Origin of the sequence: Marinobacterium sp. xm-d-579, from assembly GCF_013282935.1 — a bacterium.
Taxonomy (GTDB): domain Bacteria; phylum Pseudomonadota; class Gammaproteobacteria; order Pseudomonadales; family Balneatricaceae; genus Marinobacterium_E.
On sequence record NZ_WBYP01000005.1, the window covers coordinates 45,845 to 61,761 of the forward strand.

16 protein-coding genes are annotated in these 15,917 nt (G+C 48.9%); 10 read left to right on the forward strand and 6 right to left on the reverse strand.

Annotated elements, in window-relative coordinates; all coding sequences use genetic code 11:
- The 3 genes from fni to XMD579_RS10980 all read right to left on the reverse strand — a co-directional run bounded on the left by fni (nucleotide 1) and on the right by XMD579_RS10980 (nucleotide 3,486).
- Nucleotides 1-1,026, reverse strand: coding sequence for a type 2 isopentenyl-diphosphate Delta-isomerase (gene fni / locus XMD579_RS10970; RefSeq protein ID WP_173481987.1), 1,026 nt, complete (start codon nucleotides 1,024-1,026; stop codon nucleotides 1-3).
- On the reverse strand, nucleotides 1,023-2,063 hold the full coding sequence (locus tag XMD579_RS10975; protein WP_173481988.1) for a hydroxymethylglutaryl-CoA reductase: 1,041 nt from the start codon (nucleotides 2,061-2,063) through the stop codon (nucleotides 1,023-1,025). The genes fni and XMD579_RS10975 overlap by 4 nt, the downstream gene beginning before the upstream one ends.
- 202 nt (nucleotides 2,064-2,265) lie before the next feature.
- Entirely contained in the window at nucleotides 2,266-3,486 is a 1,221-nt protein-coding gene (locus tag XMD579_RS10980; protein WP_173481989.1) for an argininosuccinate synthase, read from the reverse strand.
- A gap of 231 nt (nucleotides 3,487-3,717) precedes the next feature.
- On the opposite strand from XMD579_RS10980, the gene rnt reads away from it, so the two are divergent.
- Nucleotides 3,718-4,353, forward strand: coding sequence for a ribonuclease T (gene rnt / locus XMD579_RS10985; protein WP_173483279.1), 636 nt, complete (start codon nucleotides 3,718-3,720; stop codon nucleotides 4,351-4,353).
- A gap of 16 nt (nucleotides 4,354-4,369) precedes the next feature.
- Here the strand turns inward: rnt and grxD are convergent, their stop codons facing one another.
- Nucleotides 4,370-4,711, reverse strand: a complete 342-nt coding sequence (gene grxD, locus XMD579_RS10990) for a Grx4 family monothiol glutaredoxin (RefSeq protein WP_173483231.1) — start codon at nucleotides 4,709-4,711, stop codon at nucleotides 4,370-4,372.
- A gap of 169 nt (nucleotides 4,712-4,880) precedes the next feature.
- On the opposite strand from grxD, the gene XMD579_RS10995 reads away from it, so the two are divergent.
- From XMD579_RS10995 to XMD579_RS11030, 8 genes are all read left to right on the forward strand, one after another.
- Nucleotides 4,881-6,062 carry an aspartate aminotransferase family protein gene (locus XMD579_RS10995; protein WP_217363555.1) on the forward strand — a complete coding sequence of 394 codons (1,182 nt, stop codon included), beginning with the start codon at nucleotides 4,881-4,883 and terminating at the stop codon, nucleotides 6,060-6,062.
- Between the two features lie 60 nt (nucleotides 6,063-6,122).
- Nucleotides 6,123-7,031 carry an ornithine carbamoyltransferase gene (gene argF / locus XMD579_RS11000; RefSeq protein ID WP_173483232.1) on the forward strand — a complete coding sequence of 303 codons (909 nt, stop codon included), beginning with the start codon at nucleotides 6,123-6,125 and terminating at the stop codon, nucleotides 7,029-7,031.
- 78 nt (nucleotides 7,032-7,109) lie between these two features.
- Nucleotides 7,110-8,051, forward strand: a complete 942-nt coding sequence (locus tag XMD579_RS11005; RefSeq protein WP_173484701.1) for a LysR family transcriptional regulator — start codon at nucleotides 7,110-7,112, stop codon at nucleotides 8,049-8,051.
- A complete protein-coding gene (locus XMD579_RS11010; RefSeq protein ID WP_173506362.1) occupies nucleotides 8,044-8,373 on the forward strand; it encodes a YqcC family protein in 330 nt (109 codons plus the stop codon). Before XMD579_RS11005 ends, XMD579_RS11010 begins: the two co-directional genes overlap by 8 nt.
- Nucleotides 8,366-10,348 carry a monovalent cation:proton antiporter family protein gene (locus XMD579_RS11015; protein WP_173506363.1) on the forward strand — a complete coding sequence of 661 codons (1,983 nt, stop codon included), beginning with the start codon at nucleotides 8,366-8,368 and terminating at the stop codon, nucleotides 10,346-10,348. The genes XMD579_RS11010 and XMD579_RS11015 overlap by 8 nt, the downstream gene beginning before the upstream one ends.
- A gap of 49 nt (nucleotides 10,349-10,397) precedes the next feature.
- Nucleotides 10,398-11,450: a DUF3549 family protein gene (locus XMD579_RS11020; RefSeq protein WP_173506364.1), complete on the forward strand. Its 1,053-nt coding sequence runs from the start codon at nucleotides 10,398-10,400 to the stop codon at nucleotides 11,448-11,450.
- A 9-nt stretch (nucleotides 11,451-11,459) separates the two neighbouring features.
- On the forward strand, nucleotides 11,460-12,461 hold the full coding sequence (locus XMD579_RS11025; protein WP_173506365.1) for a nucleoid-associated protein: 1,002 nt from the start codon (nucleotides 11,460-11,462) through the stop codon (nucleotides 12,459-12,461).
- Between the two features lie 3 nt (nucleotides 12,462-12,464).
- Nucleotides 12,465-12,731: a hypothetical protein gene (locus XMD579_RS11030; protein ID WP_173481997.1), complete on the forward strand. Its 267-nt coding sequence runs from the start codon at nucleotides 12,465-12,467 to the stop codon at nucleotides 12,729-12,731.
- Between the two features lie 15 nt (nucleotides 12,732-12,746).
- Here the strand turns inward: XMD579_RS11030 and XMD579_RS11035 are convergent, their stop codons facing one another.
- Entirely contained in the window at nucleotides 12,747-13,553 is an 807-nt protein-coding gene (locus tag XMD579_RS11035; protein WP_173506366.1) for a replication protein P, read from the reverse strand.
- A complete protein-coding gene (locus XMD579_RS11040; RefSeq protein ID WP_173483239.1) occupies nucleotides 13,471-14,265 on the reverse strand; it encodes a DnaT-like ssDNA-binding domain-containing protein in 795 nt (264 codons plus the stop codon). The genes XMD579_RS11035 and XMD579_RS11040 overlap by 83 nt, the downstream gene beginning before the upstream one ends.
- 141 nt (nucleotides 14,266-14,406) lie before the next feature.
- On the opposite strand from XMD579_RS11040, the gene XMD579_RS11045 reads away from it, so the two are divergent.
- On the forward strand, nucleotides 14,407-15,915 hold the full coding sequence (locus XMD579_RS11045; RefSeq protein WP_173483240.1) for a thymidine phosphorylase family protein: 1,509 nt from the start codon (nucleotides 14,407-14,409) through the stop codon (nucleotides 15,913-15,915).
- Nucleotides 15,916-15,917 lie beyond the last annotated feature (2 nt).

The following is a 15,917-nucleotide window of genomic DNA, read 5'->3' on the forward strand; positions in this document are numbered from 1 at the left end:
TTAAAACTGTTCGATGACAAGCGCTCGCTGACCCTTAAGCGCTGTCGTACTAGGCACACCTAAAAGAAACAGTGCCGTTACATATTCACGTTTTATACGTTCAATTACGTCGACAACCGCATCAGCCGATTGCATTGCAGGTTGCAGTAGAGGTGCTGCAAATCCCCCCAACGAGGCGCCGAGTATAACAGACTTAGCTAGATCAATCCCATTACGTAGACCACCGCTGGCAATTAACGTGCTCTTATCTTGCCAAGACTGACATTGATCTAACGCCACCGGTGTCGGTAATCCCCAATCTTGGAATAGTAACCCAAGGTCATCCTGATCACGACGATGATGTTCGATTCGACTCCAGGAGGTTCCGCCGCTGCCTGCCACATCGAAATAACGAACGCCTGCTCGGTAACCAAGCTCCACATCGGCGGCCGACAGGCCAGAACCCACCTCTTTCAACCAGACTGGAACGGACAAACCCTCGACAATCTGCTGGATCTGATCGGCAAGATTCTCGAAATTACGGTCACCCTCAGGCTGAATGGCTTCCTGCAAAGGGTTCAAGTGAAGATAGAGAGCATCGGCTTTCAGTAGGTCGACAGCGGCCTGACACTGCTCCAGTGAAAAACCATAGTTGAGCTGCACAGCACCAACATTGCCGATCAATAGCGCATTGGGAGCAACCGATCGAAGATCAAAACTACTCCTAGCCGAATCGTCACTGAACATCACTCGCTGCGAACCCACCGCCATCGCCACGCCACAACGCTCGGCTGCTTCAGCGAGATTACGGTTAATGGTCCGGATCAACTCATGATCGCCACCGGTCATCGATGAAATGAGCATGGGGAAGCTTAGCGATTTACCCAACAATTTAATGGACGGATCGATCTTTTCGAAATCAAGCTCTGGCAACGCCCTGTGCGTTAACTTGATACGATCGAAGTAGCGCGCATCACGATCGGTCTCGGCATCCTGCAGAATCGCATTGATGTGCTCAATCTTCCGATCGTTGGTCAACTGACTCATTTGCGTTCCATCTGAAGGTGCGACTGCATCAGCTCACCTGGGTTAGTCTGCGCAGCAATAAGCGACAGCTCACCACACAGAACCGTCGCACCACAGATTGCAGCTAATCGACGAGCATTAGCACCCGGCTCACGATCATCTCGACAGCCAAGGCGTTCTAGGTTCTCTTCTACAAAGTCGATCCCTTTGCCGTTACCGACACTGCCGACGATGAGGTTGGGTAGCGTACAGCTGAAGTAGAGATCGCCGTTGCGAACCTCTGCGTGAACCACACCTTGTGAGCCCTCAATGATATTGGCCGCATCCTGCCCTGTTGCCAAGTAAAAGGCGAGCAGCATATTGGCGTAGTGCGCATTAGCACTGCGCAAACCACCAGCGATCATTGTGCCGATCAGGTTTTTCTTGATGTTCAGATCAACAATTTTTTCCGGCGTAGAGTGAAGGCGGCGCTCAACAATATCTCGTGGAATCAGGATTTCACAAACCACATACTTTCCACGACCAAGAATACCATTAACAGCGGTTGCCTTTTTATCGGAGCAGTAGTTACCCGATATGGAGCTGTACTGAAGGTGTGGATACTCTGTCAAAATCCAAGGAATCAGATGATCAGCGGCGTTAGTCACCATATTGTGACCAGAGGCATCACCTGTCGTAAACTCAAGGCGCAGGTAAATAAGGTTACCAACCACCTGTGAATTGATATCAATTAACTTGGCGAAACGGCTCGATTTAGCCACTACCTCATTGAGGTCATCCATTCGTGCTTTTAGAGACTGGATCGCTTGGTGCGCTGCATAAGCATCTTCCGCTTCAAGCAAAATCGAGCGAGTCATACGCTCATCAATCACACTGACTTTAATCCCCTCTTCACAGAGTGTAGAGATACGTGCACCACGGCCAACGGATGGCCATAGAGGGGTTTCGTAAGTGGCTAGAGGAACACTCAACTTCTCTTCAATCAGATGACCTGACAGTTTCATCGGACCGACCCAGCGCATTGGGATCGGAGCTTGAAGAATTTTGTGTGTTTTCATCCGCTGAAAATCCAATAAAAAAGGGTTGTAGTAACAACCCTTTAGGTTCAATAACTATCTAGAAACAATTTTATCGATCACATCTACCTGATGCAATTGATTGAACTCATAACAGAGCTACTGAGATCACTAAAAAAACAAAAAACCCGAGTCATCAATCGATGATTCGGGCTTCGATTTAGCAACCTAGGCTAGTTGACGATCAGTCGAACTTACGACCTTTGCTAGCTGCGATACGCATACGAAGGGCATTCAACTTAATGAAGCCTGCAGCGTCTTTCTGATCGTAGGAACCTGCATCATCTTCAAAGGTTGCAATGCTCTCGTCAAACAGACTCTCTTCAGAGCGACGACCAACAACCGTCACGTTACCTTTGTACAGTTTGACACGGACTTCACCGTTCACGTACTTCTGGCTCTCGTCGATCATCGTTTGAAGCATCTTGCGCTCTTCTGACCACCAGAAACCGTTGTAGATTGTCTTAGCGTAACGTGGCATCAGCTCATCTTTTAGGTGAGCCGTTTCACGATCCAGTGTAATCGATTCAATCGCACGGTGTGCAGGAAGCATGATGGTTCCGCCCGGTGTTTCGTAACAACCACGTGACTTCATACCTACAAAGCGGTTCTCTACGATATCAAGACGGCCGATACCGTTTTCGCCGCCCACCTTGTTAAGGTAAGTCAATACGGTAGCTGGAGACATCTCTTCACCGTTGATCGCAACAATGTCACCCTGACGGTAGGTCAATTCAAGGTAAGTTGGCTGATCTGGAGCCTCCTCTGGAGAAACAGACCAACGCCACATATCGGCTTCAGCTTCTGCCCAAGGATCTTCAAGAATGCCGCCTTCGTATGAGATGTGAAGCAGGTTCGCATCCATAGAGTAAGGTGACTTTTTCTTTTTGTTAGAGAAATCGACTGGGATGTTGTGAGTTTCACAGTAAGCCATTAACTTCTCGCGCGAGTTAAGATCCCACTCACGCCAAGGTGCAATAACGTGCACGCCCGGTTTCAGTGCGTAGGCACCCAATTCGAAACGTACCTGATCATTACCTTTACCGGTCGCACCGTGTGAAATCGCATCGGCACCTGTCTCGTTGGCGATCTCAACCAGACGCTTAGCGATGAGTGGACGAGCGATCGACGTACCCAGTAGGTATTCGCCTTCGTAAATGGTGTTCGCGCGGAACATTGGGAATACGTAATCACGAACAAACTCTTCACGAAGATCTTCGATGTAGATCTCCTTGACGCCCAACGCTTCGGCTTTAGCTCGCGCTGGCTCAACCTCTTCACCCTGACCAATATCAGCAGTAAAGGTTACAACTTCGGCATTGTATTCATCTTGTAACCAACGAACGATTACAGAGGTATCCAAACCACCAGAATAAGCTAAAACGACTTTTTTAATGTCGGACATTGACGACTCCAACTCCATGCTCGCCCGATCAGGGCAGAGGTTAATACGGCGCACTGAACTCATGAATCAGACAGCACTGAAATTTATGGGCGGGAATTATAGCGAACATTTAAATAAATATCAGTAGATCTGAGTTTTAACTCTGCCCTTATCCATTGGATTTGTTAAACTCCACAAAACCCCATCGAAGAGTAAGGATCTACTGTGCCAAATTCGAAACAGCGTCACCCAATGGCAGACCGTTTCCGTGGTTATCTTCCCGTTGTTGTTGATGTTGAAACAGCTGGATTCAATGCTCAAACCGATGCTCTCTTAGAGATTGCAGCGGTCACTCTGACCATGGATGAAGAGGGCTACCTGATCGTAGATCAGTCAATTGAGGCGCACGTAGAGCCTTTCGAAGGGGCAAACCTAGAACAATCGGCGTTGGATTTCACCGGCATCGACCCTTGGTCGCCGGATCGTGAGGCCGAGCCAGAACTCATGGCGATGGAGAAGATCTTCAAGCCTATCCGCAAAGCGGTTAAAGCGCATGACTGCAAACGAGCCATTTTGGTTGGACATAACGCCCACTTTGATCATAGCTTTGTATGCAATGCAGCTGATCGTTGTGACATCAAGCGTAATCCATTCCACCCATTCTCCACTTTTGATACCGCCACACTGGCGGGTCTAGCGTATGGCCATACGGTCCTCGCTAAGGCGTGCGATCTCGCCGGAATTAGCTTCGACAACAAACAGGCGCACTCCGCTCTCTACGACACAGAGAAAACGGCCGAGCTATTTTGCATGATTGTCAATCAGTGGAAAGAGATGGGGGGATGGGACATGATGCTCGCCCTCAGAGAAGAGAGCGAGCTGGACTAACAAGCGTCAGCGGGGATTAACCCTCAGCGTTGTCACCCTCTTCAGATTTAGCCGCTTCAGAGACCAATGTCTGTAGTTCACCGCTCGCTGCCATATCACAGATAATGTCACACCCGCCGACTAGCTCACCATTAACCCACAACTGAGGGAAGGTCGGCCAGTTAGCGTACTTTGGTAGTTCTGCACGAATGTCAGGGTTCTCAAGGATGTTTACGAAAGCAAAACGTTCGTTACACGACATCAACGCTTCAGATGCACGTGATGAAAAACCACACTGAGGAAAGCGAGGTGTGCCTTTCATGTAAAGAAGAATGGCATTGCTTTCGATCTGTTCTTTAATTGTCTCTAAAGTGCTCATTAACTCACCTCTTAAATCTCATTGAACGAATGGGCGCACTATACAGTAAATCTGAGTAAAAAACTCGGTTATAACTACTCTAAGATTGCTTATTTTGTAAGCACAAAATAATATTAGTCTCCAGCGACAGCCACGGCTGTCTTTTTGCGTTTTATGGAGAACACTTTCAATGACCATGACCCCTGTAATGCCCACCTACGCTCGGTTACCTGTTGCTTTCACCCACGGTGAAGGCGTTTGGTTGTACGACACTGAAGGGCGACGCTATCTGGATGCACTCTCTGGCATCGCAGTTACCGGTCTTGGTCACGCTCACCCTGCCGTCACTCAAGCACTCAGCGAACAAGCCGCTAAACTGATTCACACTTCCAACCTGTACGAGATCTCTCTGCAACAGCAGCTGGGTGAAAAGTTATGTACAGAGACCAATATGGAAGCGGTCTACTTCTGTAACTCCGGTGCGGAATCGAATGAGGCTGCAATCAAGATTGCTCGTAAATACGGTAACGACCGCGGCATCACTAACCCGTCTATCATTGTGATGGAGCAGAGTTTTCATGGCCGCACCATGGCAACGCTGTCAGCCACTGGAAATCGTGCCATTCAAGCCGGGTTCGAACCACTTCTGAGTGGCTTCGTGCGCGTGCCATACGATGATGTTGAAGCGATTAAGAAGGTCGCATCAAACAACCGGAGCATTGTAGCAATTCTTGTAGAGCCCGTTCAGGGTGAAGGTGGCGTGCACGTCCCTACCGACGGCTACCTAAAAGCACTGCGTGAGATTTGTGATGAGAATGAGTGGCTGCTCATGCTTGATGAGGTTCAAACAGGTAATGGACGTACTGGCAAATACTTTGCCTTCCAACATGAAGGTGTACAGCCTGACGTATTGACCACAGCAAAAGGTCTAGGCAACGGGGTTCCTATTGGTGCCTGCTTGGTTGCAAAACATGGCAACCATGTATTCGGTCCTGGTAACCACGGCTCAACCTACGGTGGTAATCCATTGGTATGTGCGGCGGCGCTTGCCGTTTACAACACCATCCAAAATGAAGAACTGATGGCCAATGCGATGGCTCGTGGCCAACAGATTCGTGATGGCTTGGCCTCTCGCTTTGCCGACCTTGAAGAATTTGTTGAGGTACGAGGCAAAGGGTTGATGATCGGTTGTCAGTTCAATACTGACATTGCTGGCTTAGCTAAACTTGCCTCTGACAATCAGCTATTGCTCAATGTGAATGGAGGAGGTAAGGTTATTCGATTGCTACCACCTCTAATCATCTCTGAGTCTGAAGCAGAGCAACTGATAGAGACTGTATCTGAGCTAGTTCATCAGCTACTTGCAAAGTAATCAAAACTAACTTTATTTAGGATATCGTCAGCCATGCATTTGGCTGACGTTTTAATTTTTATGGGAACAAGACACTTTCTAACTCTTCTAGACCTAACGCCTGAAGAGCTTAACAAACTGATCAATCGTGCGATTGAACTCAAACGCATGCGCAATGCGGGAGAGATCTACGAGCCACTCAAGAATCGCGTTATGGCGATGATCTTTGAAAAGTCGTCTACACGAACACGTGTCTCCTTCGAAGCAGGCATGGCACAGTTTGGTGGTCATGCGATGTTCCTATCCCCTCGCGACACCCAGCTGGGACGCGGTGAACCGATTGAAGACAGCGCTCGAGTCATCTCTAGCATGGTTGATGTAGTGATGATTCGCACCTTCAGCCACGAATTAGTTGAAACCTTTGCAGCCAACTCCAAGGTGCCGGTCATTAACGCGCTGACCGATGAGTTCCACCCCTGTCAGCTACTTGCCGACATGCAAACCTATCAAGAGATCCGAGGTTCTATTAAAGGTAAGACCGTGGCATGGGTTGGTGATGGCAATAACATGTGCAGTAGCTACATCAATGCGGCTCGCCAGTTTGATTTCCATTTAAACGTCGCTTGTCCTAAAGGTTTTGAGCCAGATGCAGAGCTACTCGCCGCAAACCCTGGTCGTGTAACAATTACTCATGATCCTAAAGAAGCCGTTAAAGATAGCGACCTGGTTGTAACCGATGTTTGGGCATCAATGGGACAGGAGGAGGAAGAGGCTCTTCGTCTGAAGCGTTTTGATGGATTCCAAGTCAATACAGCATTGATGGATCTCGCTAAACCGGATGCTCTATTCATGCACTGCCTGCCGGCTCACCGCGGTGAAGAGGTCAGCGACGAAATGATGGACGACCCACGTTGCGTTGCATTTCAAGAAGCTGAAAACCGCCTACACGCCCAAAAAGCACTTCTGGAGTTCCTTCTAGTAGGCATTTAACCCTTTGAGTAAGCAGTCCATGGGCTGCTTACTTGATATGGTCTATACTGGCCTCAATGCAATTAGCTGGAGTCAGCCATGATCGATCTTCGACATCTTAAAACTCTTGTGGCATTAAGAGATGCCGGTAGCCTTGTCGAAGCTGCAGAGCGGGTTCACTTAACCCAATCGGCCCTTTCACACCAAATCAAAGATCTCGAAGAGCGCCTAAACTGCTCGCTGTTCATCCGCAAAACCAAACCGATTAGTTTCACCTCTGCTGGTCAACGCATACTATCGTTGGCAGATGACATTCTACCGATGATCCGAACAGCCGAGCGTGATATTGCTCGCTTAGCGGGTGGTGAAGTTGGTCGTTTGAATATCTGTATTGAGTGTCATAGCTGTTTTGATTGGCTCATGCCAACCATCGACTCATTCCGCAAGAATTGGCCTGAAGTTGAGATGGATCTCTCAACCGGTTTTACATTCCAGCCACTGCCAGCACTGGCTCGTGGTGATATTGATCTTGTCATCACATCGGATCCAGAGCCAAGAAACGGCATTCACTACGTTCCACTGTTCAGTTACGAATCGATGCTCGCCCTAAGCCGCCAACATCGACTCAATGCTAAAAAGCAGATTGAGCCGTCAGATCTATCGGAGGAGACCTTGATCACCTACCCCGTCGATCAAAACCGTTTGGATCTGTTCACACGATTTTTAGACCCAGCAGGTATCGAACCTCAAGAAATTCGCACGGCGGAGTTAACCGTTATGATGGTGCAGCTGGTTGCTAGTGGTCGAGGCGTGGCTGCGCTGCCAAACTGGGCACTGCACGAGTATCTTGAAAAGCAGTTCATCGATGCCAAGTCTTTAGGTGAAGAGGGTTTGTGGTGCACACTCTATGCGGCTATCCGCGAAGAGCAGAAAGAGTCAGACTTCATGCTGGACTTCCTAAGCACCGCGCAAGAGATCAGCTTTAAACGACTCAACGGCATTAAAGCCGCGATCACCAAGTTCGAAAACAACGATGAGTAAAGCTCAAGCCGTTACACTCTCGATTGAAGCGATCAGAAAAGAGATGGTGCGCTTATCACTCTGGGAAGCATCGCCACCGCCCCAGGAAGCTTTAAGTAGTCAGCAACCCTTTTGCATCGACACGCTTGAGTTTACTCAGTGGTTGCAGTGGATTTTAATCCCTAGGCTTGAAGCCCTTTTAAAAACTAAAATTCCTCTGCCTGACTCCAGTGCCATCCACCCCTATGCCGAAGAGGCACTGAAGAGTCGTACAGAGAACGCCCAATTAATCGCTCAGATTCAACAACTCGATAGAGCACTCAGCGGGGATACTAATGGCTGAAAGCTACGGTCTATTTGAACAGATACTGCTTATTTTCATTGGTGCCGTTGTTGCCACCACCCTGTTCAGACGTTTAAAACTGCCAGCCATTTTGGCCTACCTAGCTATGGGTGCCCTGATTGGCCCGTTTGCGCTTCAAGTTGCACACCCCGACCAGATGGCGCTTCTTTCAGAGCTTGGCGTTGTATTCCTTCTGTTCATGTTGGGTCTTGAGTTCTCATTGCCAAAAATGATTGCCATGCGCAAAACCGTTCTTGGCTTAGGTTCAGCCCAAGTCATTACTACCTCCGCTATTTTCATCGGCTTATCGCTACTAATGGGGATGGAGTTGGCACCCTCCATCGTTCTAGCCGGTGCGTTAGCCTTATCTTCTACAGCCATCGTGACCAAAGAGCTCATTCGACTCCAGCAGCTAGGACAACCGCATGGGCAGCTATCCTTCGGGATTCTGCTATTTCAAGATATTGCCGCGGTCGTCTTTCTGATCTTAGTTCCTGCGCTAGGAACCAGCACCGCTGAAGCTAGCGAATCAATCATCTGGCCACTACTGCAAGGCGCTGGATTGCTACTTTTACTTCTTATTCTTGGGCACAAAATTCTTCCCGCACTGTTTAATGAGATTGCCCGTGAACGCTCGGATGAGCTCTTTGTCCTAGTTGCACTGGTCACTGCTATGACGGCAGCTTGGATTACTCACGCAGCGGGCCTATCAATGGCTTTAGGTGGCTTCTTAGCGGGCATGATGTTGGGCGAGAGTCACTTTAAGCATCAACTTGAGAATGACATACGCCCATTTAGAGATGTGCTGCTTGGCCTCTTCTTCGTCACTGTGGGTATGCAGCTTGATCTGTCTGCGCTGGTTGAAAACATCCACTGGGTTATTCTAACGACTCTGATGCTGGTCACGGCGAAAACCCTCGTCATTTTGCTGCTAGGTCGTCTATTCGGTAATAACGCAAACACCTCCCTGAAAGCAGGCATCAGTCTAGCTCAAGGCGGTGAGTTTGGCTTTGCCCTACTCGCGGTTGCTCTGACCTATCACGTGATCGACAGTGACCTAAACGCTGTCTTAGTCTCCACCATTATCATTTCGATGGTCATTACACCTAGTCTATTAAATAAAGCCGATTGGATCGCAGAGCGCTTTTTCCCAACCGAAAACAGCACTGAGTCTGTGCCAGAGCACCAACATGCTGATGCCGCCAGCCAACATCACGAACTCGCCGACCATGTCATCATTTGTGGCTATGGTCGTGTTGGACAGATTGTGGCTCGTTTTCTGAAGCAGATGGGGATTCAATACGTAGCCATCGATCCGGACCCGATTCGCATTAAAGAGGCCTCTTCAGCCGGTGAGCCTGCCTATTACGGCGATGCCAAACGTGTCGATATTATGCGAGGCTTAGGAGCTGCGAAGGCTCGCCTTATTATTCTGACGCTGCCTAACCCCAAGTCGAGCCTTGAGACGTTAAAACAGATCAAGCGCGAATTCGGTGATATCCCAGTACTCGTTAGAACCCAGGATGACTACCACTTAGAGCAGTTTCAGATATACGGTGCGGCAGAGGTGGTGCCTGAAGCGCTTGAAGGCAGCCTAATGTTGGTCTCTCATGTACTCACACTACTGGATGTTCCCGCCGATATCATCAAAGAGCGCATCCGTTCGGTAAGATCACAACGTTATCGGATATTGCATGGTTTCGTGCACGGCGGACAATCCCTGAAAGCCGATTTAGACCCAAGCCGTGTGATTCAGAAGCACGCGGTTACTCTCTCTGAAAACGCCTATGCTTGTGGCAAAACCCTGGACGCCCTTGACCTAGAGTTAGAGATCAGCTCACTGATTCAACAGGGTGAGGAGATCGATAACCCATCGGGTACTCTGCTACTTAATGAGGGTGACACTTTGATTCTGACCGGATCGCCTAGGGAGATTGAACAAGCAGAAGAGAGGATTCTGCTCGGCAACCTGTGATTCGCTCGCCGACATGGTAAAATCGCGCGCTTAGAAAATGGAGTCAGCGATGAGCGATCAACAGGTAACTTTAACCGCACTATTCAAACAGGCCGGAACCGCGATGCGTATCTACGATCTCGGCCGTCGTATCAGAGCATTCAGTGCTGACGAGTTTGAACGCATCGAGACTCAGGCCACCCCTTACCCTACTCCCTACCTGCAGCACGCCTGGATCGCGCTGCTACTTTGGAATCCTAAGTCTGCTGATGAGAATGCCGTCTGGTTTTTGAAGTTACCGCTTGATGAGCAAGGGTTTCTGCTCAGCGCTGTACGTGATGATATCGTCAATCGCCTCCTACAAAACGTTCAATCCAGTATCGACGGTGTTCCAACAGAAGACAGCCTAAAAGAGAATCCTTTCGCGTTTAAACCAAGCGATGAAAAGATGGCACTGTTTCATGCCAAAGCGGCTCTGGATAACCACCAAGCAGCATCAGCCTATTATGAGCCTGTGCAGCAATTTATCAGCCAACCCAACCTTGATACAGGCTGGGAGAACTTGTCACTGCAGGGCTTGGCTGATTTTGTTGTAAGACTGGAACAGTCCGGTAACGAAGCCACTTTAGTGAACGCACTGAATCAGCTTCCTGAAGGTTTACACGCACAGGTTTTAGGGCTGCTTGAACATGTGAAGCCTAGCAGCGATCTATCCGAAAAGCTGTTTCAGCAGCTAACAGAGGCATTAAGCGAAAACAGAGACCCTGTGCTTATCTCACTTCTTATCCGTGCGCTCTCTAGTGCTAAAACAGAAAGCCATACGCATCAGGCGATTGAAGCTGTTCTCAATAGCAGAGCAGCACAGAGTGCTGAGCTGCTCGCTGCGATCGCTACCCGTTGTGAGAACGCGCTGCTTGAGCCAACACTTCTAACTCTGTTTTTAGAGGCTCTAGCTAAGTGTGATGCCGGGCAGAACGCCTTCAGTCGTATCCTAGCAGACTTGATGTACCTGCCGGTGCATCGAGTCTTGATGGTTCAAGCGCTTCGCTCATCCTCGGTGTCCGATGCACTGAAACAGGCAACCGATCAAATGTTCGGCCCACACTTTCGCCAACCACAATAGGCTCTTGCAATGAACAGTGTTCGCGCTATCGCTCACCGATTAACTCGTCAAACTGGTGATCAGTCATTTCACCTAAAAGAGCAACCTATTGGGTCAGAACTGAATGCCCGAAAACTGCTGAACGAAATCGATCAGGTCTTCACCCGCAGGGCCACCAAGCGTTATGGCCGTTTTGCGGATGAGGCAACGAGCTTCAAAGGACTCCTGCTGAACTGGCAAGAGAAGGGTCTGGACCTGACTCAATTCAGCTCCAAAGTCGTCGAGCTGTTAGCCGTGATGTTCGAGAGTGAGGATTTAGAGACGGATGGTTACTGGGCGTTCATCGAGCAAGATGAGACCGAACTGCACGAACTCTGGATAGCTCAATTAAAACAGTCTGACGGATGGTGTTTTGATGAGAGCAATGAGCTGATTGAATCAGAACAGATTGAGTTTTCAAAAATGGGACTCTGTTGCTGCATCGATCTTAAGCGCCTTTTTGACCCTAACGCCAGTCGCTACCTAACCTTAGGCTTCGGTTTTGGTGACCGTTCTGCCACTCGAGCTTTGGCTGAGTTTATTGGCTTCTTCGATACGGTGGATACCCAAGCTGACACAGAACGCTTCATGGAGGTAGTTCGTGACTACAGCGCCAATATGCCGGAAGAGGCTGGTAAACGTTATCAGAAAGAGGTTGCCGAGTTCTGTATAGAGCAATCCAAAGCGGGGGAGACCGTAAGTTATCGTGACCTAACTGCCTCCGTTGAAAGTGACCAAGAGGTTGGGTTTGATCAATACATCGCCTCTGAAGCCCCAGAACTTAAAGAGCAGTTCATTCCCGATCGCGCCAGTCTGAAAAAATACGTTCGCTATACCGGCAGAACGCGTGAGGTATCGATCAGTTTCAGCAATGAATCGCTCGGAAAATCGATCTCTTTTGATCCTAACAGTGAAACTTTGACATTAAAGGATCTGCCTGCGAACCTGATCAAGCAGCTCAAAGAGCAACTCGAGCCAGAGATTAAGGAGTAACCGATGCACTTTTTCATCATCATCGCGGGGGTCGCTTTCTTCATCTATTGGAAGTTTTTTAGACCTCGCCAGTTAGAGGTGTTTATCGTCTCGGTCATTGCCACAATGATCACGATGACGCTGGTTGCCATTGTGTTTGATGATGTGAAATTGGGCTTTCTCTTTTCGGTATCGATCCTGGGGTGGAGTAAGCTGTTTGACCAACTGATCAGCGATCAAAATGCTTCGAAAATGTCGAAGCACCTTAAACGCTTTCTTGGAAGAAAATAGTACTCTTGGATCTGACTATTGAGTAGTCGGCAGCGTCCAACCACGATCTTGAGCCGTTGCTAAACTCTGCTGGTACTGTCGCGAGCGCACATTGGAGCCCTCAGGCAGGGTCAGGTAATAGAGCAATTTGCAGGCCTCAGCCTCATCGATCTGATGGGTTTTAGCAAACTCGAGCATGGTGGTTGCATGCGTCACTTCGCTTTTGTCTTCAATCGCAACAGGCACCGGTTGATCAATCGTCTCACCAGCACGCACCCGCTTTGAAATCATATCGTAGTAGTATCGAAAACGTGGGTAGATATTGGCTTCCGCCTCCCCTCGAATCTCATACCAACCGGTCTGCTTAGCCGCCTCATATACTGCAGGGTGAGACCAACCGTGATGATGATCACCCGCGTATCGACAAGCCTCTTGGTAAGCTTCATAACTGCTAGGAAGACCAAAGTCTGCTCCAACCTCTTTTAGTATGTTGAGGAACTCTGAGATGGATGGCATCCAAGCTAAGGTCTCTTTACAACGATTAATAGCCGCTACCAGTTCATTTTCACCATAGCCAGAGATGCTCATTGCCCACTCACGTTTGGCAATCATAATCTCCTGCTCGGTTTCAAAAGCACTTTTGAATTTATGGCCATAGATCGCCATGAAACGAGCAAACACCATGTTGACCATCGCTTTGGTCTCTTGGCTGATCAGCTCGCGTTGCGGCGCCTCATGTTCCGGCGTACTGAGTGAGCGATTACCAGTCGAGGTTTTTGAGGTCCATGACGGCTGCGGTAACCCGTTTTCGGTTTTCCCGAGTATCTCGTCGACTTTTTTCATGCTGCCCACCGGCTTGTGAAGATTCGTTAAAACGTTCAGCTTTAGCCGAACGGCTCTCTTGATCACGAACGGCACGTTTTACCCAGGCTAAGAATTTCTGGTTCCAAACGCTCTGGTGATCAAGTTTATCCAGATAGTAGAGTGTAAATTCATCAAGATGCGATTCCGCAAATCGAGCTTCAATACCATGCTGCTGAAGCAACTGATAGAAACTCTCATCAGGCCTCCAAGAGACATCCATACGAATTTGAAGTTTGCGTTTCTGTTCAGCCGCTTCGAAAATTTCGTCCAACTCATTGGTTGATCGACGCCAGCCACCACCAAAACTGGGCGGCACGTTCCGTCTAGAGTTTGGCAAACGATGAGTTTGAGGTCGAGCAGCTGTCGCCTGGATGGCTGCAGGCGCTTGTTTTGTCGCAGGCGTTGCTACGGATTGAGAAGCTCCCTTTTCAAAACTAATCAGCAGTTGATCATCAGATACTTGCAGACCAAACAGGGATTCAGATGCCAGCGTGTAAAGATGCTCAAGCAACTGTGCCTCACTCCAGAAGGGGCAGCGCTCCTGCAACGCAGACAATGAGAGAGTTAACTCATCTGCTTTGACAATAAGGCGGTACTGTTCAATCAGACCCAACAGCAGCGCACCATCCACACCATACTTGGATGCTAGGGATGGGGAGACAGATAGAGGCTGTTCGGGTAGATCGTTCATCAATACACTCTCAAAGTTGATCAATTATTTTAACAGCGCCGATTGATCCATAACAGTAGAAACCTCATTACTGTTTGAACTCTTGTGGAAAGTATCCCGTTTTTAAGTAGACTGAATTTAGTCTTAGTATAAGAGTGACCTATGTTTCCAGAGAAAATGAATCCCTTAAGGGCACGCCGTTTAGGGATTGATACACACCACGAACCCAACATCTACCTTCGTTCAGACAGTTCTGTCTGCAAATCGGAAGGGTTTAACAGCCTAACGCGCGTCCTCGTCTCGACAGAACAGAATCACATGATCGCCACGTTGAATATCGTGACGGGAGACCTAATTGACGAGGGGGAGATCGGACTCTCTGAATCGGCTTGGGAGAAACTTAAACTGATAGGACATGAGTCCATATGGCTGTCTCACCCAAGGCCTGTTCATTCGCTGTCGCATGTGCGATCAAAGGTCTATGGCCATAAATTAAATGAAGAGCAGTTTAGCGAAATTATTAATGACATCGTTGATGAACGTTACGCTGATGTTTACTTAGCCGCCTTTATTACCGCCTGTGGTGACGACAAGTTAGATGATGAAGAGATCACCTCTCTCACGCGCGCAATGATCAATGCTGGAAGCACTATTGATTGGGGGCTAGATCAGGTCCTAGACAAACACTGTGTGGGTGGTTTACCCGGCAACCGCACCACGCCCATTGTGGTCTCCATATTAACGGCTGCAGGCTTAACCATTCCCAAAACCTCTTCACGAGCAATCACCTCGCCGGCCGGTACCGCTGACACCATGGAGACGCTCACAGATGTCAGTCTCACCTTAGATCAGATGCGAGAGGTCGTTCACTCGGAAGGAGGTTGTTTAGCCTGGGGAGGGTCCGTGAGGCTGAGCCCTGCTGACGATCTACTCATTCAAGTAGAACGCGCACTCGATATCGACAGTGAAGGACAGCTGATCGCCTCTGTTTTATCAAAAAAAGTAGCCGCAGGCGCGACCCACGTTTTGATCGACATTCCAGTAGGGCCAACCGCTAAAGTTAGAGATGATGAAGCCGCCGATAAGCTAGCAAACAGTTTTAAACGAGTGGCTGATAACTTAGGTGTCACCTTAGCCATTGTTAAGACAGACGGGACTCAACCGGTCGGTGAAGGAATTGGACCCGCTCTTGAAGCGCGAGATATTGTCCGAGTTTTAAAATGTGATGAGCAAGCACCTCAGGATCTGCTAAATCGCGCGGTCTACCTTGCCGGTGCAATGCTCGATTTAAGCGGTAAAGTATCACCTGGCGAAGGTGAAAAGCTCGCCAGAGAGTTGGTTACAACGGGGAAAGCTTGGGAGAAATTTGTTGCCATCTGTCAGGCGCAAGGCGCTTTTAAAGAGCCACCTATAGCCCACTATCGTTACGAAATGTTAGCGGAGAAGGATGGCACTCTCGCCACTGTTGATAATCGTATCCTAGCTAAAGTCGCCAAGTTGGCCGGTGCGCCAGCTGATGCGGCGGCGGGGGTTGATCTACACGTTAAAGTAGGCGATCTGATCAAACGTGGGCAGCCCATGCTAACGATTCATGCTGAACACATTGGCGAGCTAAACTACGCGGTAGACTATCTGCAATCACACCTACAAATTTTAACCTTTGGTGAATAGGT

Coding starts and splice junctions, on each gene's coding strand:
- XMD579_RS10995 (WP_217363555.1), top strand. CDS start 4,881: ATGACCATGACCCCTGTAATGCCCACCTACGCTCGGTTACCTGTTGCT.
- XMD579_RS11025 (WP_173506365.1), top strand. CDS start 11,460: ATGAACAGTGTTCGCGCTATCGCTCACCGATTAACTCGTCAAACTGGT.
- XMD579_RS11030 (WP_173481997.1), top strand. CDS start 12,465: ATGCACTTTTTCATCATCATCGCGGGGGTCGCTTTCTTCATCTATTGG.
- grxD (WP_173483231.1), bottom strand. CDS start 4,711: ATGAGCACTTTAGAGACAATTAAAGAACAGATCGAAAGCAATGCCATT.
- XMD579_RS11015 (WP_173506363.1), top strand. CDS start 8,366: ATGGCTGAAAGCTACGGTCTATTTGAACAGATACTGCTTATTTTCATT.
- XMD579_RS11005 (WP_173484701.1), top strand. CDS start 7,110: ATGATCGATCTTCGACATCTTAAAACTCTTGTGGCATTAAGAGATGCC.
- rnt (WP_173483279.1), top strand. CDS start 3,718: ATGGCAGACCGTTTCCGTGGTTATCTTCCCGTTGTTGTTGATGTTGAA.
- XMD579_RS11010 (WP_173506362.1), top strand. CDS start 8,044: ATGAGTAAAGCTCAAGCCGTTACACTCTCGATTGAAGCGATCAGAAAA.
- XMD579_RS11035 (WP_173506366.1), bottom strand. CDS start 13,553: ATGAAAAAAGTCGACGAGATACTCGGGAAAACCGAAAACGGGTTACCG.
- XMD579_RS10980 (WP_173481989.1), bottom strand. CDS start 3,486: ATGTCCGACATTAAAAAAGTCGTTTTAGCTTATTCTGGTGGTTTGGAT.
- XMD579_RS11040 (WP_173483239.1), bottom strand. CDS start 14,265: ATGAACGATCTACCCGAACAGCCTCTATCTGTCTCCCCATCCCTAGCA.
- XMD579_RS11020 (WP_173506364.1), top strand. CDS start 10,398: ATGAGCGATCAACAGGTAACTTTAACCGCACTATTCAAACAGGCCGGA.
- argF (WP_173483232.1), top strand. CDS start 6,123: ATGGGAACAAGACACTTTCTAACTCTTCTAGACCTAACGCCTGAAGAG.
- fni (WP_173481987.1), bottom strand. CDS start 1,026: ATGAGTCAGTTGACCAACGATCGGAAGATTGAGCACATCAATGCGATT.
- XMD579_RS11045 (WP_173483240.1), top strand. CDS start 14,407: ATGTTTCCAGAGAAAATGAATCCCTTAAGGGCACGCCGTTTAGGGATT.
- XMD579_RS10975 (WP_173481988.1), bottom strand. CDS start 2,063: ATGAAAACACACAAAATTCTTCAAGCTCCGATCCCAATGCGCTGGGTC.